Below are 24,750 nucleotides of genomic sequence, written 5' to 3'. Positions count from 1 at the left end.
ATTCGGCCCGAAGACGGCGGTGTAGCGGCGCGAGGCGCTGCGGTGTGGCGGGCGCGGCGGTGCCTCCGCGCGGCGGTGCCGCGCGCGCGACGAGCGCGGCGCGACGAGCGACGGCGAGCGAGCAACGGCGCATTCGTGCTGCGGCGCGGGCGCGCGGCGGCCCGCGTTGCTGCATCTTTCGCGTTGTTCTGCCTGCCGTGCGGCGCGGCGCCCCGCGCGGGCGCCGCGCGCTTGCCGTCCGAGGGCGAAGCGGTGATCATCGCGCGCTGTGTCGGGTTCCGAGACGAAACAGCCCTCGCTGGCCCCTGTCGAGCTGGGCACCGTGCTCGCCGGCAAGTACCGCGTGGAGCGGATCATCGGCCAGGGCGGCATGGGGGTGGTCGTCGAGGCGCGGCACATCGTGCTCGACGAGCACGTCGCGCTGAAGTTCCTGCTGCCCGCGTTCACCGAACACCCGGAGGGGTCGGCCCGCTTCCTGCGCGAGGCGAAGGCGGGCATGAGGATCAAGAGCGAGCACGTCGCCCGGGTTTCGGACGTCGGCACGCTCGAGAACGGCGCCCCGTACATGGTCATGGAGCTCCTGACCGGGAGCGATCTCGCGCGCCTGCTCCGGGACCAGGGCGTGCTCGGCCTGGAGGACGCGGTCGACTACATCGTCCAGGGCAGCGAGGCGATCGCCGAGGCCCACGGGCTCGGCATCGTGCACCGCGATCTCAAGCCGGCGAACTTGTTCCTGACGGCGCGCGCCGACGGCTCGCCGCTCGTCAAGGTGCTCGACTTCGGCATCTCGAAGATGACGACCGCCGTCGACGTCCTGACGGGCACGGACGCGGCGCTGGGCTCGGCGCTGTACATGTCCCCTGAGCAGATGCGGCAGACGCGCTCGGTGGACCACCGCACCGACATCTACGCGCTCGGCATCTCGCTCTACGAGCTGCTCGCCGGCCGGCAGCCGTACTACGCGGAGACGCTGCCGCAGCTCTGCTCGGAGGTGCTGACGGGCACCCCGACGCCGCTCCGGGACCTGCGCCCCGACGTGCCCGCCCCGCTCGCGACCGTGCTCGAGAAGGCCTACGCCCGCGATCGCGAGCAGCGGTACGCGTCGGTCGCCGAGCTCGTCGTGGCGCTCGCCCCGTTCGCGCCCGCGCGCACGTACCCGACGCTCGTCCGCGTCGCGCGCATGGGCGGCCTGTCGCTGCACGCCGCGGCCGCCGGCGGGCACCGGGCGTCGCAGCCCTCGTTCTCCTCCGTGGACCCGCGGGCCTCGGCGCCGGCGCTGCGCGAGCCGTCGTGGCCGGGGCTCCCCTCGCCCGGGGTCGCCGGTCACGCCGACGCCGCGCCGTCGCCGCGGAACGGCACGCTGCCCGGCGCGGGGTCGCCGCTCTCCCGGCCGCCGCCGGTCGCCCAGGCGACGACGCCCTTCCCGCACCCGCCGTCGCCGTTCTCCCGGCCGCCGTCGCCGGTCGCTTCGGCGACGACGCCCTTCCCGCACCCGCCGTCGCCGTTCTCCCGGCCGCCGTCGCCGGGCGCGCCGCCGGGCGACGGTGGGCCGAGCCCGGCGCCCCCCGGCGACGGCGGCAGGCCGAGCCCGGTGCCGCCGGACGGCTTCTCGCCGCATCAGCAGATCGTCCCCGGCCCGTACAGCGCGCCGATGAGCTCGCGCGCCGCGGCGACCTTCGCCTCGTCGACCCACCTGGGGATCTCCTCGGACGGGCGCCGGCTCCCCGGCTTGCCCGCGTCCCCTGCCGTGGTCATCGCGATCGCGCTGCTCTCGGCGACGCTCGTGCTCGGAGCGCTCGCCGTCGGCGTGTTCATGCTCCGCGGGCGCGACGCGGACGACGCGGGCGGCGCGGCGGCGAGCGCGACCGAGGCCGCGAGCGCGACCGAGGCCGCGAGCGCGACGGCCGCGCCGGCGCCGGCCCCGGAGCCGCCTGTGCCCGGCGCCGGGGCGGCGACGCCGGAGGAGCCGACGATCCTGCCGACCGGAGCGGCGACCGCCGCCGCCGCGGCGAGCGCCTCGGCGTCGGCGAGCGCTTCCGCGTCGGCGCCTGCATCGGCGCCGACGAGGGCTGCGCCCCCGCGGGCGCCTGCGGGGCGCGGCGGGTCGGCCGCCCGCACCTCGCCAGCGCCATCGACCCAGCGTCCTCCCCGAGGCATCGACCTCAACGACCCGCACTGAGCCCACCACCATGATCCTCTCGAGATTGCCTGCGCCCCGCGCGATCCGTCGCGCTCGACTCGCCGTCGCCTCCGTCGTCCTCGCCTCGGCCGCGCTGCTCGCGCCCGCGGGCGCTCTGGCGCAGGGCATGAGCAGCGACCCGACGCTCGCCCAGACGCTGTTCGAAGAAGGGCGCCGCCTGATGGAGGCGAAGGCGTACGCGGAGGCGTGCCCCAAGCTGGCGGAGAGCCAGCGGCTGCGGCCTGGCACGGGCACGCTGCTCAACCTGGCGCTGTGCAACGAGGCGCTCGGCAAGACGGCGACCGCGTGGGGGCAGTTCAAGGAGGCGCTCTTCGCCTCGAAGAAGGAGGGCAACGCCGCGCGCGAGGCGTTCGCGCAGGAGCACATCAACGCGCTGGAGCCGAGGCTCTCGAAGATCGTGCTCAAGGCGGAGGGCACGCCCGGCCTCCTGGTGCGCGTCGACGGCCACGACATCCCCGCGGCCGCGCTGGGCACGCCGATCCCGATCGATCCGGGGGCGCACGAGGTCGAGGCGACCGCGAGCGGCTACTCGGTGTGGTCGACGATTGTGCAGGTCGGCGAGAGCGCGGATCTGAAGACGATCGCGGTCCCGAAGCTCCAGCCCGCGCCGCCCGCGCAGACGGCCGCGGCGCAGCCGGGGCCGGCGGCGGGCGGCGCCGGGATCGCCGCCGGTAGCAGCGCCGGCGGGGGCGGCGGCGAAGGGCTGCGCACCGCGGGCTTCGTGATCGGGGGCGCGGGCGCGGCGGTGCTCGGCGTGGGTGCGGTGTTCGGGATCCTCGCCGCGGGGCAGGCCAGCGACGCGGAGAAGGACCCGGCGCTGTGTCCGGGCAAGCAGTGCACTCCCCTGGGCCGCAAGGAGATCGACGCGGCGGAGACCAAGGCGCTCGTGTCGACGATCGGCATCGGCGTGGGCGTCGCCGCGATCGGCGCGGGGGCGATCCTGGTGCTGACGTCGGGCCGGCCTCGCGCCGAGGGCGCGAGCGCCGCCGGCGCGAGGCCGGGCGCGCCGGGGCGGGTGCACGCGCGCGTGGTGCCGCTCCTCGGCCCGGAGGGCGGCGGGGTCGGCGTGATGGGAGCGTTCTAGCGTCTAGAGCCGTATTCGCCCGTCTCTGGTACACGCGTTACAGAGCGGCGGTCACCCGCACAGGAGACGGGTCCAGCTCGGCGTTTTCGGCGCGGAAGCGCACTCCGGTGCGCTGAGCACCGAAAACGTCGAGATGGGCCCGTATCCGAAGCGGGTGACCGCCGCTCTAAGGGTACGTGTCGAACGCCCACCATTCGGTCGCCATGTTGTCGTCGGTGATGATCGGGTCGCCCTGCGTCCGCTGCAGGATCGACTCCCGGCCTTCCCAGGTGGGCCCGCCGCGCCAGTCCTGTTCTTTCAGCAGATCGAGCTGCGCGGCGCGGCTGCCGGCGGGCAGCACGGGACGGCCGTCGATACGCCATGCGTCGAGTTTCCTCTCGAAGCGCGCATGGTCGATGGTGATCGGACCGTCGCTCGCGATCAGCATGTTCTGGTAGCGGAGGGCGTGCGGGAATACGGTCGCCCCCGTCTTCTGAGCCGCGGTGGACATGGTGGTGTTGTAGTAGAGCGCGCCGCCCGGCTTCAGGCGCCGGCGGGACAGCTCCATCATCTCTCGGGAGAGCAACATCGAGGCATACGAGCGCCAGTACACGATCGTGTTCTCGACGATGACGTCGAAGCGCCGCGAGGTCCTCCCCATGTAGCGCCGGCCGTCGTCGATGAGCAGCTCCACCTTGGGGTTCTCCAGCGCGCTCGCGACGACAGGCGCGCGCCGCGCCGCCTCGACGAACCCGGGGTTGATCTCGACAACGGTGAGGTGCTCGACGTCGGGGTCGTTCGCCAGCACCTGGAGCCAGGAGCCGGATCCGAGGCCGATCATGAGGATGTCGCGCGGCTCGGGGTGGAACGCGGACACCAGGTAGGCCCGCAGCACCCGGTTCTCGTCCTGTTCCGGCAGCGGGCTGACGTTGGCGATGCCCTCGTAGGATCCGCCGCCGTACACGGTGCCCGACCGGGAGACCGTGACGACGCCTTCGCGACGCTCGATGACGTGGGCGAAGCGGCCGTGTTCGCGGTGCTCCTCCCCGTAAAGGAGCTTCTCGTAGAGGTCGCCGTAGAGCGCTTTCGCCGACCCCACGAAGGACCCGATGGCGGCCGCCAGCAGCGCGCCGCTGAGCACGCGCGAGCGCGCCGTCCTCGACGCGGACAGCATCAGCATCACGCCGAGCGCGGCGCCCGCGATCGCGAGGGCCACGTTGAGCTCGCGCAGGGGCAAGACATCCAGCAGCACGAGGCCGGTGATCAGGCCGCCCAGCGTCGAGCCCGCGATGTTGCCGACGTAGACGTAGGACAGCCGCGCGCCGGCCAGCTCGTCCGCGGGGATCGCGAAGTGGCACAGGAGCGGAAACCCCGCGCCGAGGCAGGTGCTCGCGAGCGCGAAGACAGGCAGCGTCGAGGCCGGCTCCACACCGCGGCCGACGAGGTGCGCGACGGCGGGGGCTACGAGGAAGGCCGCGAGCGCCCCGGCGACGATCACCCCGCCCACGCGGTAGAGCTGCCCGGAGCGCTCCGCCGCGGCGCTCCGGCAGTAGCGGCCGGCGAGGAGCGATCCGCCGGCCAGACCGGCGAGGTAGGCCGCGAGCAGGGAGCCGAAGGCCTCCGGCGCGCCTTCGGTCGCAAAGCTGTAGACCCGGATCCAAAGGACCTCGTGCGAGAGCGCGAGATAACCGCCGAGCGCGGCGACGAGGACGGCGACGAGGAGCCTCATGGCTCGCCGCGACGCCGCCGGCGCAGGGCCATCACGAGCACACCGAGGAGGACGTTGAGCGTCGCGGCGACCTCCGTGGTGGCCCGGAGGCCCAGCCCGCCCAGCAGGTAGCGCGCCGCCAGGAACGCGCCGAACGCCGCGCCCAGCGTGTTGGCGAAGTAGAGGTTACCCAGCGAGCGACCGACATTATGCGATCGCGACGCGGCGTGCCCGACCAGGAGGGGAAGTGTGGCCCCCATCAGCATGACCGGGAGCACCACGAGCAGGAAGGCCACCCCACCGGCGGCGACATGGCCAATGCCGTGCGTGACGCCCGCAATCAGGGCGAAGAGGCGGAGGCTGAGCGCGCCGTAGAGGCCGATCCCGAGCTCGGCGATCGCGAACAGCGTCACCGCCGCTCGCGGGTGCCGGCGCGAGAGCGCCCCACCCGCGAGGCTCCCGAGGCCGAGACCCAGCATGAACGCGGTGACGACGACCGTGACCGACAGGATGTCGACACCGTAGATCGCGTAGAGGGCGCGCTGCCAGACGACCTGATATACCAGCGCTGCCGAGCCCGAGAGGAAGAACACCGGGAAGAGCCAGGGCTCCGTGGCTTGCGCCTTCTGCTGCTCGGCGTCCGGCGCGGCGAGCTTGGTCGCGAGGGTCTGCGAGGGCATGCTTGCGGCCCTTGGGGGGCCCTGGCCATGATGCCCTCACAGAGCGGCCTGGCAAGCGCATTCTTCGGTGTCCGGAGCCCCACCGGACGTGGTGGTCAAGCGTGGCTCGGGCGGGGACGCGCTGGCCGAGCTGGTGCTGAAGACCTTCCGCCTCAACGGCCGCTTCCTCGAGGTGGCCGACGACATCACGGAAGGCAGCGGCCTCACCGCGGCTCGCTGGCAGGCGCTGGGTGCCGTGCTGCGCGAGCCGCTGTCGGTGGCGGCGGCCGCCCGGTCGTGCAAACGTCGCACGAGCCCGCCAGGAGGGCGCGCCGATGAGGCGGCGCGGATCCCAACCGACCGCTTGAACGGGGCGCTCCGAGCCGGCATCTAAGCCGGGCGTAACCATGGATCCATGGAGGACGCATGAACATGCACCGCGCGCTCATCGGGTTGGCCGTTCTGGGCTTGACGTCCCTCTCGTCCACCGCGGCTCTTGCGCGAGTTTCCGTGAGTCAATTGACCACCGATCCGAACGACTCGTCAGACAGCTCGGTCGGTGTGACCGGACTGAATTCGATGCGGGTGAGCGTCCGGGCGACACCGCCCGAGGAGGTCTACGCCGTCGAGGCGGAGTACGCCGGGGTGACGATCCCGCTCACGCGCAACCAGGTCAACGGCATGCATTCCGGGACGTTCGACCTGACCCCGATCCCCTACGGTCCGTACACCCTCAAGGTCACCGCGTACGACAGGTACGGGGAGGCTTCGACGGTTCAGCGACTCGTGCACCGGTACGCGCCCCCGACCATGTGGGTGATCAGCCCACGCCCCTACACCCCGATCACCAGGGGCACCCCCATCGTCGCGAGGTGTGTCGGAACGCCCCCCTACTCGTGCCTCAATTTCAGCGCGTTCGTGTCCAGTCAGATCCGCACCGCTGAGAAGCTGACAGGGGGGCCGTCGACGGTGCCAGGTGCGATGGAGATCAACCAGTCCCCATCGTCACCTCCGCTCCAGTCGGGCGAAGTGCTCAGGATCGTGCTCCAGTCCGAAAACCCCGGCGGCGGCAAGATGTCGATACCGGCCATCTATGGCATGTACGCCCCCGTCTACTACGTCGAGGAGAGCCCGAAGCTCTCCATGGTGCAGCGCGCCCCCGGCGCCATCATCGATTTCGACGCGACGCGCATCCTGTTCCTCGATCACAACTACCTGCTCGGCGTCGTCGACCGCGCGACCGAGCTGGTCACCTACATCGGGGAGCTCCAGCCGCCCACCCCCCATACCACGACCGAGGATTACGGCGCCCTCACGCCGTCAGGGGTCGTGATGCAGTCGTGGAACGGGTACCTCTTCGCGTGGGCGAACGGCCTCTTCAGCAGGACCGAGAGGCGAGGATGGATCGACGCGGTGAACGGCGACTCGCTCCTCTGGATGACGCCCGACGAAGACCGGATCAACCTGCTCACGCTGACCACGGACGTCGATACGACGTTCCATCTCAGGCCAGGCACCACCACACCGTTTCAAGCCGACATCGCGGATTCCGGCGACATCTACTACAGCACGTACGAGGAACCGTCGATCCGCGGCCCGGGCGAGCTCCGGCTCGGGGACCATCCCGGCTACCTGCAGCGGCCGATCACGGACGGCACGAACGTCGCCGGCCGGTGGTGGAACGGGGCCGTCTGCTCGAGCTACCTCTATACAGCGGACGGCCAGGAGGTGTTCCTCGGCGACTCGAGGCAAGGCAACGCCGCGGGGTTGCTCCTGCATGCGGGGTATACAGCTTTCCTGAAGAGCGACGGCGCCGTCAATCAGGTCTGGGTGCGGACCCCGGCGGGTGATCTGCACCAGCTCAGCGACTTCCCGACGTCGAGCCGGTTCGACCAGCAGAGGCTCCGCATCGGGCACGACGGCATCAGCGATACGGGGCATGTCGTGTTCCTGAACGACGGGAAACGTTACATCGGGCGCCCGGGGGAAGAGCCTGAAGAGATCGGCTCCGATCTCGGTCATGCGCGCTGGTTCGACGGGGGCTGGTACGTGACGCTCGGCAACACGCTGTTCGAGGTGGCGACCGGCGACGGGGTGACGGGAGATGGCACGGTCGCGGCGGAGGGGATGGCCGGGCGCCCCGTCATGGAACGACCGAAGGAGGAGCTTGAGCTCATGTACACGGCGCCGCTCGCCGCCGACGCCGCCGAACCGCCGGCGCCGGATCGCGGCGACCCCGAAGCCGCGCCGGACACCTTCGACGACCTCGAGGCGGCGCCGCTCTCCGGCGATCTCGCCAGTGCCGGCGCGCTCGGCGATCCGCCGCCGGCCGCCATGGGCTGCAGCGCCGGCCGGAGCGCCGCCGGCCAGAACGCAGGCTTGCAAGGAGCCGCCGCGCTCGCCTCGGCGCTCGTGGGGCTCACGCTCGCGCGACGCGGCCGCAGGCGCTGCTCATCGACGACTCCTCGGGCGGCTCTCGCCGCCGGGCCTGCGCGAGAGCGTTCCGCCTGACGCGCGGTGGTCGCCTCGCTCGCCAGCACCCCATGCCGCGCCGTCGCCCTCGGGGATGAGGTGGCGGCCCGGGTCGTTCACGAGGCGATCGGTCGGCTGCTCGGGCTGCGCTGCTGACGGAGTCCCCCGCGCTGCCGCTCGAGCTCGAGGCGGATGCGCCGCCCGCTCAGATCGGTCGATCGCGCTCAGAAAGAACCCTCATCGGGGTCGACATCGGGATCATAGCAGTCCGAGAAGCCGTCTCTGCTCGTCTTGCACACCTCGTCCCCGAAGCACCAGTAATAGCTCACGCCGGTCGTCGTGCCGCAGTACCGGACCCCGTGTGCCCCGTCCTCGACGACGCACGCTTGCTCACCGAGCTCGGAGCAGTCGGTGACGACAGGGTCCGGCTGGAACCAGCACCTCGGTCGGGCCCCGGCGCCGGTCTGGCACGCGAACGGGCGCGCTGCTTCTTGGCTCGCAGCGCTATACTCGCCGTACGGCGGCACGAACCCCGGGATCTCCGTCCCCGTGGCCTTCACGCTGCACACGGCTCCCGCCACCAGCGTGTCGAGGCGGCACTGGGACTCAGGATGGCCCTCCTTGGTCACCGCGACCTCGGTCGTGTCCGGCGTGTCGAATCGCGGGTAGACGAGCTCCCTGGGGGCCTGCAGCACGGCCTGCTCCTCGTACAGCCGCCCCGTCTGCAGGCTGGCGCGCAGGATCCGCCCGCAGAGCTGCTGGCTCGCCAGGTCGCTGTAGGCCGTCGAGCAACGCTCGCGCGCGGAAGGGTCGAGCTCGGCGAACGCCGCGGCGTTGGCCTCGGTTTCATTCGCCCACAGCCGCGGCAAGCAATCCTTTGTGGCGAAGTAGTCGGCCTGTCCCTCGGCGGCGACCGACGTGCCCAGCGCGCCGGTGCTGTCGCGGCCGGAGGTCTTGAACGGGAACCCGCCGATGAAGTGCCCCATCTCGTGGCACATCGTGAGCGCGAACACCTCCGTCGTCATGCTCGGGGCCGTGAGCCATCCCTTGCTCACCTCGATGATCCAGTCCTCCCCGCGTTTGAGCAGCACATGGGCGCTGACCGCATCGCTGTCCCAGTCGATCCTCCACGAAATCTTGTGGGTACCCGCCGGATTCGCGGCCGCGGCGTGGTCCTGGTAGAGCGCGACCACGCGATCGAGGATCGCCTCCGCCTCCTCGCGCGTCGGCGGGTGCGCCCCCGAGGGCGGCGCGCCCGCGCCATCGGCAGGAGCATCGACCGTGCCTCCGAGGATGGCGGCGGAATCGTCGTCCGTCCCATGGGCGGAGACGCCGTCCACCTCTCCCGTGCACGCCGAAAGGAGAGCTGAAGAAGCAAGAATGACGTAAATTTTCACGTTAGACTCCGTCGAATTGGATCAGGAGGATGGTCAACGTCCGTTCGAGGGGCGTCGCCCGACGTCGCCGAGAGATGGCTCACCGGCCGGATCTCTGCGCCTCACCGGGCTTCATGCCGTCACGGGGAGCGATCCTTCAGATTTTGTTCGTCACGGACTGGCCCCGTCCGCTCGCTCTGCCACGTGGTCATGGTGGCGGATTTTTTCGATGCGCCGACGCGCCGGGCTCGCGGCGCATCGAGGTGCAGAGGGCGAGTCACTCGTCGCGACGTTATCCGCTTGCCAGCCCAGCAGACACGACAATCCTGAAGACCTGAGAGCAGCGCTGAAATCGCATTTCGGCTGCATCAGCAAGAAGGACTTCACGGGAACAAAATCCCTAGCAACCCCTAACTTCGTCATCTACGAGGACAAGAAGGTGACAAACAACGACGGCCCGATCGGATCGCGCAAAAGGATGTTCTGTCGACCCAGGGCAGGCCCCAGCGCCAGCGATGCGGCCGCGAAGGGGGCCTTCCGTGCGGCCGGGCCGGGGTTGACGCGAGCGACGCTCGCGCATAGCGTGCGCGCCGTCTGCATGTCTCGTGCCCCTGTCACTGCCGCCAAGGCGCGTCGATGCCATAGCGCAAGGTGATCTCGGATGCCCGGTGGAAGCCCCAAGCGACCCGAGTCCACGTCTGACGGCTGGTCGCCCCGCACCGAGGCCTCGGTGTGGCTCGGGCTCGGGCTGCTCGGCGTCGTGGTCGTGTGGTTCACGGTGCGCGCCGTCGAGATCGACAGGTCGCTCGATGCCGCGAGCCGGAAGCTCGCGAGCGCCCGGCCGTTGGACGCGCCGCCGCCGCCTGCGCCGGCGCCCGACGCGGGCGCAGGACCGCATCTCGCGCTGGCGTGGACCGCGGGAGCCCCGGGCGAGCCGGCGGAGCCGCAGGCGAGCGTGCGGCGGGCAGCCGAGGGGCTGCTCGCGCGGCGCCTCCCTCACGGGCTCCGTCGCGGGGCGGTGGTCCGCGCCGTCGCCGACGTCGCCAGGGCGCCGGAGGAGCCTCGTGTTCTGGCGCTCGACGTGCGGGCGGCCGGGCAGCCGGAAGCCCGCTTCTACCGGTTCGACGGCGGCGCCACGGGGCGGCTCGTCGACGAAGACGGACGCGAGCCGGTGCCGAGCCCGTGGCAGGCGCCGCTCCCCACGCTGCGTCGGACGTCGCCGTTCAACCCCAAGCGGATGCACCCCATCCTGCACCGCGTGGTGCCGCACGAGGGCACGGACTACGGCGCGCCGTCGGGGACCCCGGTCTATGCCGCGCTCGAGGGCACCGTCTCCTGGGTGGGGCCGCATGGTGGTCATGGCAAGTGGGTCGCGATCCAGCACGACAACGGCGTCGAGACAGGCTACGCGCACCTCTCGAGGTACGCGGCGGGCCTGAAGCGCGGGGACCACGTGGCGACCCATCAGCTCGTCGGCTACGTGGGGTCGACCGGGCGGTCGACGGGGCCGCACCTGCACTTCAGCGCGAGCCGCAACGGCGTCTACTTCGACGCGGAGACGCTGCTCGCGACGCGCCTGCGGGAGCTCCCCGCCGATCAGCGCGACGCGTTCCGCACCGAGAAGGGCGAGCTCGACCGCGAGCTCGACGGCATCGGGGATCCCCTCCCCGCCGCGCCGCGGCCCGGCGGCGAGGACGAGCCGGCGTCGCCGGCGAGCGATTCGGCGTCGCAGCCGCGCGCGGCCGCGTCGGGCGCCCGGCGCCAGCGGCGATGACCCCGGCGAGGCCGCCCGGCGGCCTCGTCTCCCCCTGCGCGTCGGCGAGCCCTACGTACGGGGACGCGTCGCCGCGGCGTCCGGCGAGGACGCGCGCGGGCGCAAGCGGGAAGGCGGGAAGAAAACATTCATGATCTTCCCGCCTTCCCGCCTTCATGTGGACTCTCCCTGGGCAAAGTTGACCACTACCCGGCGGACCGGCGCGACCGGCGGGCTTCAGCCCCTCAGCTCCGCTGTGCCATGCACATCCGCAGGCCGTCGCGCAGCTTCGCGCGCGTCGTCACGCGGCTCAGGTCGAGCCCGTGCGAGATCATGGTCCGGGCGACCTCGGGCTGAATGCCCGTGATGATGCTCCGCGAGCCCAGGAGCTGCACGGATCGGATGATGCGCACGAGGCGCTCGGCCGTGCCGGGATCGATCGCGCTCACCCCGGTGAGATCGAGGATCGTGGACCTCGACTGGGTATGGACCACCCGTTCGAGCAGATCCTGCATGATCGTCGCGGCCCGGTCGTCGTCGAGCCCGCCCACCACCGGGATGGTGAGCACGCCGTCCCACACCTCGAGGATGGGCGTGGAGAGGGTGCGGATGAGCTCTTTTTGACGAGCGATGAGCGCGAGCTTCTCCGAGAGCTCGATCTCGATCCGCTCGTTGGCGACCTCGAGCTCGGCGGTGCGCGTCCTGACCTTCTCCTCGAGGCTCGCATAGAGGAGCGCGTTCTCCATGGAGATGGCCACCTGGGCGGCGAGCAGCCGGGTCACCTCCAGCCGGTCCGGCGTGAACGCTCCGGCGGCCAGCTCGTTCTCGAGGTAGATGACGCCCACGAGGCGCCCCTGCCGGAGGATGGGCGCCGCGAGGATCGAGCGGGCCTGGGTCCTCGCGATGTACGGGTCGCTCGCGAACAGATCGCTGCTGGCGGCGTCGCAGAGGACGACGCTCTCCGCGGTCCGCGTGACGTAGTGCACGACGCTCGCGGCGACATCCCCGCACGCCTCCAGCGGCACGGGCGACAGCACCTTGATCTCCCGCGCCTCGACGTGACCTTCCGCCTGGACCACGAGCCTGTCGTTGTCCCTGAGGATCACGAGCCCCTTCCTGGCGCCTGCGCTCTCGAGGATGCTCTGCATGAGCTTCTTGAGGAGCGAGGGGAACAGGATCTCGCCCGAGATCGCCTGCGAGGCCTTGATGACGGCGAGCGTGTCGAGCTTCGCCTTGCCGTGGTCCACCTCCGCGGCGTGATCGAGGGGGGCGCTCTGGGCGGCCCCGGCGTGGTCGCCCGGGCCCGCCTGGCGCGGCGCCTCCCGCCCTAGCGCCTGCGGGAACTCCCGCTCGAGGCGCTCCGTCACGCGCGCGGCGCCCCAGCGCGCGTAGAGCCGGTGCGCCTCGGCGATGTAGGCGTGCGCGAGGAACTCCCTGCCCATGTCGCGGTAATGGAGCGCGCAGAGCTCGTTCGCGAGCGCCTCGTCGTGGAGGAGCCGCGCCTCCCTCGCGGCGGAGATCGCCTGATCGTAGAGGGCGCCCGCGCCCTCGCGCCGCTCGATCCGCGCGAGCTCGGCCCGCAAGATCAGGCTGCGGTGGCGGAAGCTCTGCGGGTTGAGCCCTGCCCAGAGATCGAGCTTGCCCGCGAACGCCCTGAGCCGCTCGACGTACGCGCTCCCGAGCTCCGGGGCGGCGGCGATCGAGGCCCGCGAGGACGCCACGCCGCCATAGAAATAATAGCAAGGGCTCGCGTGCCAGGCCCCGAGCATCACGTCGGCGCCAGGGTCGGTCTCGCCCCAGACCGCGGCCACCCGCTCGTATTCGCCCTTGAAGACGCCGCCGATGACCGTGAAGATGTTGGTGAAGTAGAGGCTCGCGGTGTTGTTGATCCGCCTGGCCTCCGCGATGATGGCGTCGAGATCGACCCGGCGCGCGCGGGGCCTCTTGCCGTCCCCCTCGGCCGGCGTGCTGAGCTCTTCGCCGAGATCGGCGGCGGCGGCGACGATCCAGGTGATCGCGTTGAACCTGTCGAGCTTGCAGATGTGCTCGCTGTCCTTCGCCTCCTGGACGAGCTCGTGGAGGTTCTTCCCGAGGAGCAGGCTGCTCAGCTGCGAGTTGCACGCATTGTAAAAGGCCCAGATGTACTGGCCCGTCTCGAGGCCGACGTGCATGCCCTTGCGCAGCGACGCCTTGTAGGTCGCATAGCTCTCTTTCCAGTGCTGCACCCACGCGCCCCACATGTTGCACAGCATGGCCTCGGACTTCTTGTCCGGATTGAGCTCGTTGAGGCGGATGGCCGCCCTGCCGAACTCGTAGCCCCGCTCGACGTCGAGCCGGGCGCACAGGATCGTCCCGAAGTTGACGTACGCGTAGATCGAGTTCCTCGAGAGCCCGTGCGTGAGCGAGTTCTGCAGCATCTTCATCACGGTGATGCCGAAGTTGTTCGTCCCCAGCTGGTAGGTGGGCGAGAACATCTCCTGCAGCAGGTCCTGCAGGGCGGCGATCTCGGGATCCGTCAGGGGGGGCAGATCGATGAGCGACGCGATGGGCCGATCTCCGATCATGGCCATGGTCCGCTCGATCTCGGCGGTGAGCATGCCGTCGTCCGGGTACGGCGGAAGGTCGATGTCGAACGCGCGCAGCGCGGCGAGCCCCTCGTCCAGCGCGGCGGGCAGATCGTTCTTCAGGATCTGCACGTTGATCTTCAGGCGCCGGACCTCGGTCTCGTGCACCCGCCCCCTCGCCTTGTCGAGGCAGCCCGAGAGCGTCGCGAGCGCGTCGTCGTGCCGCTCGCAGAGCGACTCCAGCACGCCCTTCTTCGTGTGGTAGGCGAACGTCAGCTCGTACTCGGAGGCCCACGCGTCGACGGGCAGCAGGGAGATGCCGTGCTCCAGGTACTTCAGCGACGCGGAGAAGGCGCTCGACTCCTCGGCGCGCGCGGCCGCGCGGAGGTTGAGCCTGGCCGCGGTGAGCCGCTCCTCCGGCGCCTGGATCAGGTCGCCGGCGCTGTTCAGGTGATTGACGACATCGAACACGCTCTGCCCGTCGTCGGGGTCGAGCTTGCCGAGGAGCAGCCTCCCGATCCGGTGGTGGAACCCCGGCCGGTCCCGCGCGGGGATGAGGGAGTAGGCCGCCTCCTGGATCTTGTCGTGCGCGAAGCGGTAGCCCTCGCCGGCGCTCACGATCAGGCCATCGTCGATGGCCCTGGCGAGGCTACCGTAGGTGGCGTCGGGGGCCTCTGCGCTGACGGTGTTCAGGATCTCCAGCTCGAAGCTGTTGCCGATCGCCGCGGCGAGCCGGAGCACCTCTTGCGTGTCCTCCGGGAGGCGCCGGATGGTCTGCGCCATCAGGCTCAGGACGTTGTCGGTGTGCTCGAGCTCCTTGATCGTCGAGAGGTCCCAGCGCCACCCCGCCGCGGGGTCGAGGACCAGGGCCCTGACCTCCACCAGGTGCCTGAGGAACTGCTTGACGAAGAACGGGTTTCCGCCGGTCTTCTTCAGCACCGCGCGCGCGAGCGCGTCCGTGCCGCCGGTCCGCAGGCTGTCGCTCAGGAGCTCGCTCAGGTGGGCGAGCCGGAGCGGCTCGAGGACGATGTCGACGACCCCGAGGCGCGCCGCCTGGAGCTCCTCGAGCGCGACGAGGAAGGGGTGGGTCGGGCTCACCTCGTTGTCGCGGTAGGCGCCGCAGAAGAAGAGCGACTCCATCCCCTCGTCGGCGAGGAGGGACTTGAGCAGGCTGAGGCTTGCCGAGTCGACCCACTGGAGGTCGTCGATGAAGACGGCGAGCGGGTGGGCTGGGCGGGCGAACACCGCGACGAACTTCTTGAAATAGAGGTTCAGGCGGTTCTGGGCCTCGACCGGGCCGAGCGCCGGCACGGCCGGCTGCGCGCCGATGAGGTGCCCGAGCGACGGCAGGACGTCGCAGATGACCTGCGCGTTGCTCCCGAGGGCGTCGAGGATGGCCCTCCGCCACCGCTGGACGCGCTCCTCGCTCTCGGACAGGAGCTGCTTGACGAGCGCGTCGAACGCATGGACGACGGCGCTGTAGGGCGTGTCGCGGTTGTACTGGTCGAACTTGCCGCTGACGTAATAGCCACGCTCGCGCGCCAGCGGCTTGAGGATCTCCTGGACGAGGGACGATTTGCCGATCCCCGAGTAGCCCGAGACCAGCACGATCGCGCGCCTGCCCCGGATCACGTCGTCGAACGACTCGATGAGCCGCCGGATATCGCCTTCCCGGCCGTAGAGCTTCTGGTGGATCTGGAAGAGATCGGTCCTGTCGTGCTGGCCCGGGGTGAAATCGTCGATGGAGCCGCGCTCTTCCCAGCGCCGCCGGCACTCCTCCAGGTCGTCCCTCAGGCCTTCGGTGCTCTGGTAGCGATCCTCGGCGTTCTTGCCGAGCAGCTTCATGGTGATGGCCGAGAGCGCCGGGGGCACCTTCGGGCTCAGCTCCGACGGCGGGGTCGGCTTCACGGCGATGTGGGCGTGGATCAGCTCGAGCGGGTCCGCGGCCTCGAACGGCCTTCGTCCGACGAGGATCTCGTAGAACACGACCCCGAGCGAGTACAGGTCGGCGCGGTAATCGACGCTGCGGTTCATCCGGCCTGTCTGCTCGGGTGAGGTGTACGGGAGCACCTCCGAGAGGACCTCGCGGCCGTAGATGGCCTCCCGCTCGCGCGTCACGATGGATTCGACGCCGAAGCCGGTGAGCTTGATCTGCTCGCCCTCCCCGAGCAGGATGTTCCGGGGCCTGATGTCGCCGTGGAGGAGGCCGCGCCGGTGGATGTCGGCCAGGGCCTCTGTCATCCGGATGGCGCCGCTCAGGAACCCGCCGACGTCGAGCTCGCCCCGCTCCTTCAGGAGCTCGGACAGCGCGGCGCCCGGGAAATACTCGGTCACGAGCAAGAGCCCGTCCGCGTGCTCCTCGACGCCGTGGACCTTGACGATCCGCTCCGAGTCGATGCGCCGGATGGCGCTACAGGCATGCTTGAAGCGCGTGACATCGGCGATCCGCGAGAGATCGGCGTGGAGCATCCTCACCGCCACCTCCCTACCATCGCCCTCTCGGCGGGCTCGGTACGTGACCGAGGCCGCCGTCTCGCCCGTCTTCGCGGTGATTTGATATCCGTTGATTCGCGCCGTCCCTCGCTCAACCCCCGGGCGTCTCGTTGTCATGGTCGGTCGAAGGAGAGCGCCAAAGGTTCGATGATGTCAAGGACGAATCTCCGCGTTCCTCTCAGAGGATCGACGTTGGATGACGATCCGCTCATCTTCTCGAAAATAGATGAGCAATCAACGGTTTATCTACGCACCAGAGCGTCTGTCTTCACTGTACGGCCTGCGCGTCACAGCGGATGGAGAGCCAGCAAGCTCATGAGCGGTCGCCGACGGCGTCGCTGACGGGCCATCACCAACTTGGGTGAAAGGGAGGGCCGGCGGGATGGGGGCGGCTTCCATTCACGCTGGCCCGGCGGAGCGCGCTGCTTCAATGCAGCATCGTTCCCCCGACGCCCGCGATGAAGAGCACCTCTGGGCAGGATGAAAGAAATGGTTGCAGCAACGCCGCAGCAGTGTCCGTTCCGCTCACCGTATCCCCCTCCGGTGCCCAGCCCCCCTCGACGAAGATGGTTTGTATCAGAAGCGCGTGGCGGTTGGAACGCCGTGCTCGCGATCTCCCGCCGCGTCGGTGCGGTGGGCTACAGAGCGCGTCCAGCCGCTGGGCGGGGCGGCGCCTCGGGCTCGAACGCCGCAGGATCGGCGAGGTAGGCCCGGAAGTGACGGAGCACCTGGCTGAGATGCCATCCGTCCACGACCCGGTGGTCGATGGTCGCCGTGATCGGGATCATCGGTCGTACCTCGACGCGGCCTTCGATCGCGACCGGCTTGTCGGCGATCTCTCCGGCGAGGACCATGAGCGGCACCTTGAAGAACGACGCGAGCGGGGCGAACCCCGTGGGGATGCCGAACATCCCCACGCTGGTGACCATCGCGCTGCCAAAGGGGCTTCGCTCCAGGCCGAGCGCCGGGAGGTCGCGGTCGAGCGTCCCGGTCCACCACGACGAGAATCGGAGCACCTGGCGCAGGACCGGCCCGGGGAGCGCGTTCCCCGTCCGCTTCGTCCGGGCGAAGCCCGGATCGCGGCCCGCCTTGAGCCCACGCGCCCGCTCGGCGAGCTCGCGGGCGAGCTCGACAGCGCTCTTGCGATCGGCAGACGCGATCTTCACGCCGGAGAGATCCCTGTCGCCCTCGACCGTCGTGATGAAGAAGATGTCGATGGATCGGCGGGGCACCGCGCGCCCCGCGGCGATGCGGGTGTTCAGATCGGGCACTTCGAAGAGCGCGTGCGCCACGGCGCGGCCGACGAGGTGGGTCGGCGTGACGTGGTGGCCCGCCGCCCGCGCCGCCTCGATGAACGTCGAGAGCGGGCCGGCGTCGCAGTCGAACGCGCCGAAGATCTGCGGGTTCTCCGGCGCGCGCCAGATGGCCGACGCCACCCTTCGCCACCCGGTGATCTTTGCCATCGGTCCGCGGACCTCCAGAAGCGCGCGAGCAGCAGGGCCAGGCTTCCTGCCTGGCGCCCGAGACCGGTGTGTCTCCCCGGCAGCGCCGTCACTCCATGGTGACGCTTGATCGCTGCCGGAAGGCGCGATGCGCGGGCCGCAATCGCAAGTCGTGGTCAAATTTGAACATGAAGGCGGGAAGGCGGGAAGAAAATCTTGATGTTCTTCCCGCCTTCCCGCCTTCATGTGGACTCTCTCTGGGCAAAGTTGACCACTACCCGATCGCAATAACAAAGCGCCGATGCGAGGGTTTCCTAGCTCTCTTGACCATGACGGCTTTCGCTTTTCTCTCCTCTGGCGTGCTGGCTCCGCGGCGAGGTTGTCTCTCTCTGCTCTCCTCATCGGCGCTCTTGGCTCCTCGGCGGCTCCTCCCCCTCTCTTTTTCGTTTCTCCTCGTGGCGCCCAGAGGCGGCCCGTCTCCTCGCTGTCGCGTCCTCCTTGTCCGTGAGCGCGCTCGGCGCCGGCGCGAGCTCGTATGACGGCCACCGACGCGCCAATCAGGGGGTCCCCTCACGTGACATCCGCGGTGGCGCGCGCTCGCTTTTGTGGCGATGGATGACGCCGGTCCGCCCCTCGAGACCTCCCTCGCTGCCAGGCTGCGCAGCTGCAAGCGCGACGTGATCGAGCGCTGGACGCGCCGGGTGCTCGACGATCCGAGGGCGGCGGCGAAGCGGCACGGGGGTCCGTTGCTGGCGGACGAGGTCCCCAGGCTGTTCGATGATCTCATCGAGGCGCTCGCGGCGAGCCGGCGCGCCGAGCTCCGCGCCGGCGAGGACGGGGAGCCCGCGAGCGCCCACGAGCGCATCGAGGACCAGGCGCGCCTCCACGCCGCGCAGGTCCGCTGCATCGCGGCGACCCTGCGCGAGCTGTCGCACCTCCGGGCGGCGCTGATCGAGGTGTGCGCCGCACAGGGGATCTCCCTCGGCGTGCGGGAGGCGCAGGTCCTCCACGCGGTGGTGGACGCGAGCATGTGGACGAGCGCCCGCGAGATCGAGACGGCGACGCGCGCCGCGCTCGAGGACAGCGCCGCGCGCCTGCGGCTCGCCACGGAGGCCGGCGGCGTCGGGGTCTGGGATTACGACACCGTGACCGGCGCGCTGCGCTGGGACGACCGCTGCCGGCAGGTGTCGGGGGTGGGTCCGGAGCAGGACGTCGATTACGAGCTCTTCGTCTCGGCGATCCACCCGGACGATCGCGCGCGCGTGCAGGAGGCCGTGCTGCGCTCGCAGGATCCGGCGAGCGGCGGTGAGTACAACATCGAGTACCGCCTCGTGGGGCTCTGCGACGGGATCGAGCGCTGGGTCTGCGTGCAGGGGCGCGCCTGCTTCGACGCCGCGGGGCGGAGCGTCCGGATGATCGGCACGGTGATCGACATCTCGGATCGCAAGCGGGCGGAGGCCGCGCGGCGCGAGGAGCTCGCGTTTCGGGATCGGTTCCTGGGCGCGCTCGGCCATTACCTGCGCACGCCGCTCACGTCCGTCACGCTGGCGACGAGCGTGCTGATGCACCACGGCAACCTGACGCCGGGCCAGGCGAAGAGCGTCGAGCGGATCGCGGCGAGCGCGCGCCGCATGGGGCGGACGATCGAGGATCTGCTCGACCTGACGCGGAGCCGCTTCGGCGGCAGCATCCCGATCGCGCCGAGCCCGGGGGACCTCCATCTCATCTGCAAGGGGGCGATCGACGAGCTCGGGGCCATGCACGCGGGGGTGCCGATCCGGCTCGATCTGCACGGGAGCGGCGCCGGGCAGTGGGATCCCGAGCGGGTGGCGCAGATGGTGACGAACCTCGTGCAGAACGCGGTCGACTATGCCGCGCCCGGGAGCGCCGTCCGGGTGGCGATCCGGCCGCGCGGGGAGGACGTGCTGATCGAGGTGCACAACGACGGGCCGGCGATCGCGCCCGAGCTCCTGGCGACGCTGTTCGACCCGTTCCACCAGGCGATGGTCGGCGGGAGGACGAGCTCGGGGCGGGGGCTCGGGCTGGGGCTGTTCATCGCGCACCAGATCGCGAGGGCGCACGGCGGGGGGATCGAGGTCGAGAGCGAGGCGGAGCGGGGGACGACGTTCACCGCGCGGCTGGCGCGGGGGGCGGCGGTGGCGAGGTGTTGAGGTCGCGTGAGGCGATGCAAGAGAACGCGGACAGCGCCGCGCGGGCTCGCGGGGTGGACCGGCGGCCGACGAGAGGGGGAGAGCGGGGGAAGGCCCCGCAGGGCCGGCGACACCGCTCCTCGACAGAAGACACGAGAGCACATGAGCGCCATGAGCGTCACAGAGCAGAGTCAGATTTTCTGTGGTTCGCAAAATGGCTAAACAGGACGCATCGACACACGTAGATCGGATACTGGCACTTTGCGCATCCGCCCTTGAATCGAGGCGAGCGCTCCCGTGTTGCCGGTTTGGAAACCGAGCAGCCGTGGGGGCGCTGCTCGAGGAGAGCTCGACAAACAACGATGGAGGGCCGCTCGCCGGGCATGAGCCGACGGTCGACCACGACGGCGACGGGGTGGCCGTGATCTCGCTCGCGCCAGGCGAGGAGCTGCACGACGCGGGCTTCGGCTATCAGCCCTCCTGCGGCAACGGCGTCTGCGGCGGCGGCGAGAGCTGTTCGACCTGCGCCGCCGACTGCGGGACCTGCGCGCCCGGTTGCGGCGATGGCGTCTGCTCCGCGGGGGCCGAGGACTGCTCGAGCTGCGCGTCGGATTGCGGCGCGTGCGAGTGCACGTCCCCTGGCACGGCCACAATCGCCCTCGGCTACGCCTCGCACTTCGGCCTCGGCACCATGGCCCCGGCCCCCTGATCCGCGCCCCCCAGATCTCCTTCATCCCCTCCCCCCGCCGCCGTATCCTCCTCGCTGGAGGCCCCCATGCCGACCGCGACGAGACCCCAGAACGCCACGCTCACCGGCGCGCTCCCGCTCGACCGCCCCACGGCGGAGCGGCCGCACCGCCTCTACGTCGCCACCACGAACCACTGCAACCGCGCCTGCCCGTGGTGCTGCACCTGCTCGTCGCCCCGCGGCCGGACCTTCCTCGCCCTCGACCGCTACCGCGAGAGCTTCCCGGCCGAGGGCGCCTTCGAGGTGCAGCTCGAGGGCGGCGAGCCCACCATCCACCCGCACTTCGACGAGATGGTGCGGCTCGCCCGCGCCGAGCCCCGCTGCGCGCGCGTCGTCGTCGTCACCAACGGCGTCGAGATCCCGCGCGATCCGGCCGGGCTCGACGCCTGGCTCCAGAAGCTCGGCGAGCCCACCACCCTCAAGCTCTCGGTCAACCACCACCTCCTCGAGCACGACAGCGGCCTCCTCCCCCTCGCGCGCGCCATTCACGCGCGGCTCGCCGCGCTCGGCGGCGACCGCCAGCTCGTCCTCAACGTCCGGCTGCGCAAGACCGAGGCCGACGGCGACGCGTGGGTCGTGGAGGCGGTGCGCGACGCGGGGCTCCTCGCGCTCGCCAACGTGTTCCACCTCCAGCGCTACGGCTTCGCGCAGAAGCGCGAGGACTGGGACGAGCCGTTCCTCGTCGGCGCCCATTTCACGATGCTCAACCCGGACGGCCGCGCCTTCGGCCCCGACCTCGTTGCGCGCTCCGACGCCATGCGAGGCCTGCCGTGAGCGCGCGGCCCTTCCGCGACGAATGGCGCCGCCTGAAGAGCCGCGCCTTCGATCTCACGGGCAACAGCACCGCCGGCGAGACGGTGCGCTTCGACCTGTGGGGCCGGCCGGTCGAGATCTACCGCAACGCGAACTTCTCCATGTACAGCCGGCAGCCCTGCAATGCGAAATGCCACTTCTGCGTCGAGGAGCTCAGGCCGGCGTCGCGCGGGCGGAGCCTCTCGCTGCAGAAGACTGTCGAGGAAGACGACGCTCGCTATTTCGACGCCATGGCCGAGTCCCTCGACGCGCTGAGGCCGCTCGATCCGACGGTATCCATCACCGGCGGCGAGCCGAGCCACGATCCGCGGCTGCCCCGCATCCTCGCCCTCGGACAGGCCCGCCGAGGGCGCAAGCGGACGCTCACCACGAACGGCTCGGGGCTGCTCCAAGAGCGCGACGGAAAGCGGGTGATCGACTGGATCGCCGACACCGGCGTGCAGCACCTCAACATCAGCCGCGCCCACCCCGATCACGACACGAACGCCAGGCTGATGGTCATGAAAGACGGCCTGAGCGTCGACGAGCTGCGCAGCGTCGTCTCGGCGGCAGCGGCGGGCGGCACCCGGGTGCGCCTCTCGTGCGTGCTCCTCTCGGGGCAGATCGACTCGGTCGATGCCATCGTGGCCTATCTGCGGTTCGCCCGGTCCCTCGGCGTGGACAACGTGATCTTCCGGCAGCTGATGAAGACTGACCCGACCGCGGTGGTCGAGAACCACGTCGTGAAATACAGCGATCGCAGCCGCGTCCGGCTCGAGCCGATCCTCGACGCGCTCAGCGCCGACGCGCGGTTCTCGTTCGAGCGGCAGATCGTGGGCTATTATTACTATGTCGAGGTGTTCCGCTTCGAGGACATCGATGTGGTCTTCGAGGAGGCCGACCTCGCCCAGCTCGAGGAGACGAAGCGCTCGGGCCCGGGCATCGTCCACGAGCTCATCTTCCACCCGAACGCGCGGCTCGCGTCCACCTGGCAGCCCTGGGACGGCATCCTGGGCCCGCCCCCGGCGGCGCGCGCGTCCCTCGACCCGTCATGACGCCGCCCGTCATCCCCGTTCCGTACATCGGCCGGAACCTGCTCTTCCTCGAGGAGGTGCTGGACGAGCTCGACGCGCGCGGCGTCACAGGCCCTCTCCTGTTCCGCGCGAGCGAGGCGGACAAGCTGGCTCGCCTCCTCGAGCACGGCACCGACCGCGCCGGATATCCGGGAGAGCGGCCGTGGACCGACGGCCCTGACCAGGGGCGCCCGATCCGGCACGAGGACGTGATCTTCGCGACCACCGCCGAGGAGATCCGGCGCGGAGAGCGGGAGCCGGAGCGGTCCACGTCGCTCAAGAAATTCGCCGCGATCAAGCGACCGCTGTTCGTCGCGCACGACGCCCGCTGCTTCGTCAAGCTGTGCGACCGGCAGTACGAATACCGCGATCCAGCGCGGAAGCAGGCGGCGCTCCTCGCGCTGTTCCCGGTGACGCGGGTCGAGCCCATCCAGGGCTGGTTCTCCGAGGAAGACGGCCTCGCGTACCGCGCGCTGGTGCGCTCGCTCCGGGGCGGCGCGATGGTCGAGGTGGGCTCCTGGAAGGGGCTCTCCACGGCGTACGTCGGGCGGCTCGCGGCGAGGAACGGCGTCGCGCTCCATTGCGTCGACACGTGGGACGGCTCCAGCGATGCCTACGACGCGCGGTATCGCGCCCTCTTGGCCGCGGAGGACGTGCCGGGCGCGTTCCGGGCGAACATGGAGGCGCTCGGGATAAGACCTCACGTCCTCCGGATGCCGTCCACGGATGCGGCGGCGCGCTTCGCCGACGCGAGTCTGGATCTCGTGTTTCTCGATGGCTCGCACGACCGCGCGGCCGTGCTCGCCGATCTCGAGGCCTGGTGGCCGAAGCTCAAGCCGGGCGGCATCGTCGGGGGCCACGATCACAACGAGGAGCACGCGGGCGTCGTGGACGCGACAGCCCACTTCATGTCCGTGGCCGGGCGGCGGATCGAGCGCGGCGCCGGCTCGGTGTGGTGGGCGCGGCGATGAGAGCGCCGGAGACGAGCAAGCGCCTCTTCGTCGCGACAGGCGCCTATTCGTGCGGCAAGACCACGACGCTCCGCCACCTCGCGGCCACGCGGGGCTACCGCGTGCACGGCGAGGCGCACCGGCGCGTGCTCGACGAGCTCGGGGCGCGCACCCACGGGCACCCGCCCGACGCGCCGTTTCGCCCGATCGACGCGCCGGACCACGTCTGTCCCCTGTGCCGCAAGCGAGAGTTCGCCGGGCGGGTGCTGGAGACGCAAAAGGCGATCGAGGCGGAGGCGAGAGACGGGGACTGGCTGGAGCGCGGGTATCTCGATCCGGTCGAGTACTACCTGCGCACGAGCGGAGAGACCGAGTATCCCTGGCCGCCCGGCGAGCCCGCGTTCGAGCGCTATGCGCTTGTGTTCCTGTTCGCCGTGATGCCGGAGCTGCAGGCGCCGCGCTGGGGCAGGAGCAGCGAGGCGCGGGCCGCCGAGGCGGAGCGGATCAACCAGCGGCTCGGCGCGCTGTACCGCGCGGCCGGCTTCGAGGTGGTCGACGTCGGCCCGGGCACCGTGGAAGAGCGGGCGGAGCTCCTGGCGGCGCGGCGCGAGGCGCTCGAGGTGGACCGTCGCGGCGTGTGAGGGCGGCGATGCGCGGGACGAGCGTGCTATCCTGCGTGAGCGCCCATGGTAGCCGCCGCGCACACGCCGTCTCCGTCGTCGACTGCGCCCCCAGGTGAACAGCGGTTCGTGCTCCACGGCGTCTCCTGGCAGTCCTACGTGAGGCTGCGGGACGAGCTGGACACGCCCGGCCTGCGGATGACCTTCTGCGAAGGGACGCTGGAGCTGATGCGCCCGTCCATCGATCACGAATCGGCGAAGAAGAGCATCGCCCGCCTGATCGAGCTCTTCGCGCTGGAGCGGGATGTGCCGCTCTACAGCTACGGCTCGGCCACGTTCCGCCGCGAGGCCAAGGCACGCGGCCTCGAGCCCGACGAATGCTATTGCGTCGGCGAGCCGATCAAGGAATTTCCTGAGTTCGCGATCGAGGTGGCGCTGACGAGCGGTGGAATCGACAAGCTGTCTGTCTACAGCGGTCTCGGCGTCCGCGAGGTCTGGTTCTGGGAGAACGACGCCTTCCACCTCCACGCGCTGCGCGGCGAGGCGTACGAGGCCATCGCGGCCAGCGAGCTGCTCCCGGATCTGGATCTCGTCGCGCTCGCGCGGTTCGTGCGCTGGCCGGACCAGCACGCGGCGGTCAAGGCGTTCCGCGGCTGGCTGCGGAACGCCGGCTGAATCCGCGCGGGC

At 70.7% G+C, this 24,750-nt stretch carries 17 protein-coding genes; 12 read left to right on the top strand and 5 right to left on the bottom strand.

Annotated elements, in window-relative coordinates; all coding sequences use genetic code 11:
* The first annotated feature begins 268 nt into the window (after nt 1-268).
* Both WMF26_RS02445 and WMF26_RS02440 read left to right on the top strand, forming a co-directional pair.
* Nucleotides 269-2,179, top strand: a complete 1,911-nt coding sequence (locus tag WMF26_RS02445) for a serine/threonine-protein kinase (RefSeq protein WP_437999003.1) — start codon at nt 269-271, stop codon at nt 2,177-2,179.
* Between the two features lie 10 nt (nt 2,180-2,189).
* Nucleotides 2,190-3,284 carry a hypothetical protein gene (locus tag WMF26_RS02440; RefSeq protein ID WP_437999002.1) on the top strand — a complete coding sequence of 365 codons (1,095 nt, stop codon included), beginning with the start codon at nt 2,190-2,192 and terminating at the stop codon, nt 3,282-3,284.
* Nucleotides 3,285-3,450: 166 nt separating this feature from the next.
* Here the strand turns inward: WMF26_RS02440 and WMF26_RS02435 are convergent, their stop codons facing one another.
* Both WMF26_RS02435 and WMF26_RS02430 read right to left on the bottom strand, forming a co-directional pair.
* Nucleotides 3,451-4,992, bottom strand: a complete 1,542-nt coding sequence (locus WMF26_RS02435; protein ID WP_437999001.1) for a spermidine synthase — start codon at nt 4,990-4,992, stop codon at nt 3,451-3,453.
* Complete coding sequence (locus WMF26_RS02430; RefSeq protein WP_437999000.1) at nt 4,989-5,651, bottom strand: fused MFS/spermidine synthase; 663 nt, start codon at nt 5,649-5,651, stop codon at nt 4,989-4,991. Before WMF26_RS02430 ends, WMF26_RS02435 begins: the two co-directional genes overlap by 4 nt.
* An 88-nt stretch (nt 5,652-5,739) precedes the next feature.
* Between WMF26_RS02430 and WMF26_RS02425 the strand changes: the two genes are divergently transcribed.
* Together WMF26_RS02425 and WMF26_RS02420 are read left to right on the top strand one after the other, a co-directional pair.
* Nucleotides 5,740-6,024 (top strand): hypothetical protein, encoded by a 285-nt coding sequence (locus tag WMF26_RS02425; protein ID WP_437998999.1) that lies wholly within the window; start codon nt 5,740-5,742, stop codon nt 6,022-6,024.
* Between the two features lie 167 nt (nt 6,025-6,191).
* Nucleotides 6,192-8,141, top strand: a complete 1,950-nt coding sequence (locus WMF26_RS02420) for a hypothetical protein (RefSeq protein WP_437998998.1) — start codon at nt 6,192-6,194, stop codon at nt 8,139-8,141.
* Between the two features lie 185 nt (nt 8,142-8,326).
* On the opposite strand, the gene WMF26_RS02415 is transcribed toward WMF26_RS02420, so the two are convergent.
* Nucleotides 8,327-9,499, bottom strand: coding sequence for a hypothetical protein (locus WMF26_RS02415; RefSeq protein ID WP_437998997.1), 1,173 nt, complete (start codon nt 9,497-9,499; stop codon nt 8,327-8,329).
* Between the two features lie 640 nt (nt 9,500-10,139).
* On the opposite strand from WMF26_RS02415, the gene WMF26_RS02410 reads away from it, so the two are divergent.
* Nucleotides 10,140-11,252: a M23 family metallopeptidase gene (locus WMF26_RS02410; protein WP_437998996.1), complete on the top strand. Its 1,113-nt coding sequence runs from the start codon at nt 10,140-10,142 to the stop codon at nt 11,250-11,252.
* Between the two features lie 224 nt (nt 11,253-11,476).
* Here the strand turns inward: WMF26_RS02410 and WMF26_RS02405 are convergent, their stop codons facing one another.
* Nucleotides 11,477-16,405: an AAA family ATPase gene (locus tag WMF26_RS02405; protein WP_437998995.1), complete on the bottom strand. Its 4,929-nt coding sequence runs from the start codon at nt 16,403-16,405 to the stop codon at nt 11,477-11,479.
* Between the two features lie 521 nt (nt 16,406-16,926).
* The gene (locus WMF26_RS02400) at nt 16,927-17,751 is read right to left on the bottom strand and encodes a 2-oxo acid dehydrogenase subunit E2 (protein ID WP_437998994.1); all 825 of its coding nucleotides are present in this window, start codon (nt 17,749-17,751) and stop codon (nt 16,927-16,929) included.
* Between the two features lie 590 nt (nt 17,752-18,341).
* Here WMF26_RS02400 and WMF26_RS02395 point away from each other — a divergent pair.
* The 7 genes from WMF26_RS02395 to WMF26_RS02365 all read left to right on the top strand — a co-directional run bounded on the left by WMF26_RS02395 (nt 18,342) and on the right by WMF26_RS02365 (nt 24,738).
* Nucleotides 18,342-19,901 (top strand): ATP-binding protein, encoded by a 1,560-nt coding sequence (locus WMF26_RS02395; RefSeq protein ID WP_437998993.1) that lies wholly within the window; start codon nt 18,342-18,344, stop codon nt 19,899-19,901.
* A gap of 304 nt (nt 19,902-20,205) precedes the next feature.
* The gene (locus WMF26_RS02390) at nt 20,206-20,589 is read left to right on the top strand and encodes a hypothetical protein (RefSeq protein WP_437998992.1); all 384 of its coding nucleotides are present in this window, start codon (nt 20,206-20,208) and stop codon (nt 20,587-20,589) included.
* Nucleotides 20,590-20,655: 66 nt separating this feature from the next.
* Nucleotides 20,656-21,402, top strand: coding sequence for a radical SAM protein (locus tag WMF26_RS02385; RefSeq protein WP_437998991.1), 747 nt, complete (start codon nt 20,656-20,658; stop codon nt 21,400-21,402).
* A complete protein-coding gene (locus tag WMF26_RS02380) occupies nt 21,399-22,475 on the top strand; it encodes a radical SAM protein (RefSeq protein ID WP_437998990.1) in 1,077 nt (358 codons plus the stop codon). The genes WMF26_RS02385 and WMF26_RS02380 overlap by 4 nt, the downstream gene beginning before the upstream one ends.
* The gene (locus tag WMF26_RS02375; protein WP_437998989.1) at nt 22,472-23,464 is read left to right on the top strand and encodes a class I SAM-dependent methyltransferase; all 993 of its coding nucleotides are present in this window, start codon (nt 22,472-22,474) and stop codon (nt 23,462-23,464) included. The genes WMF26_RS02380 and WMF26_RS02375 overlap by 4 nt, the downstream gene beginning before the upstream one ends.
* Nucleotides 23,461-24,084: an ATP/GTP-binding protein gene (locus tag WMF26_RS02370; protein ID WP_437998988.1), complete on the top strand. Its 624-nt coding sequence runs from the start codon at nt 23,461-23,463 to the stop codon at nt 24,082-24,084. The genes WMF26_RS02375 and WMF26_RS02370 overlap by 4 nt, the downstream gene beginning before the upstream one ends.
* A 45-nt stretch (nt 24,085-24,129) precedes the next feature.
* A complete protein-coding gene (locus tag WMF26_RS02365; RefSeq protein ID WP_437998987.1) occupies nt 24,130-24,738 on the top strand; it encodes a Uma2 family endonuclease in 609 nt (202 codons plus the stop codon).
* Nucleotides 24,739-24,750 lie beyond the last annotated feature (12 nt).

The sequence above is a fragment of the Sorangium sp. So ce185 genome (genome assembly GCF_051526825.1).
Lineage (GTDB): Bacteria > Myxococcota_A > Polyangia > Polyangiales > Polyangiaceae > Sorangium > Sorangium cellulosum_D.
The sequence above is the reverse complement of the archived record's forward strand: the minus strand, read 5'-3'. Positions and strand labels throughout refer to the sequence as shown.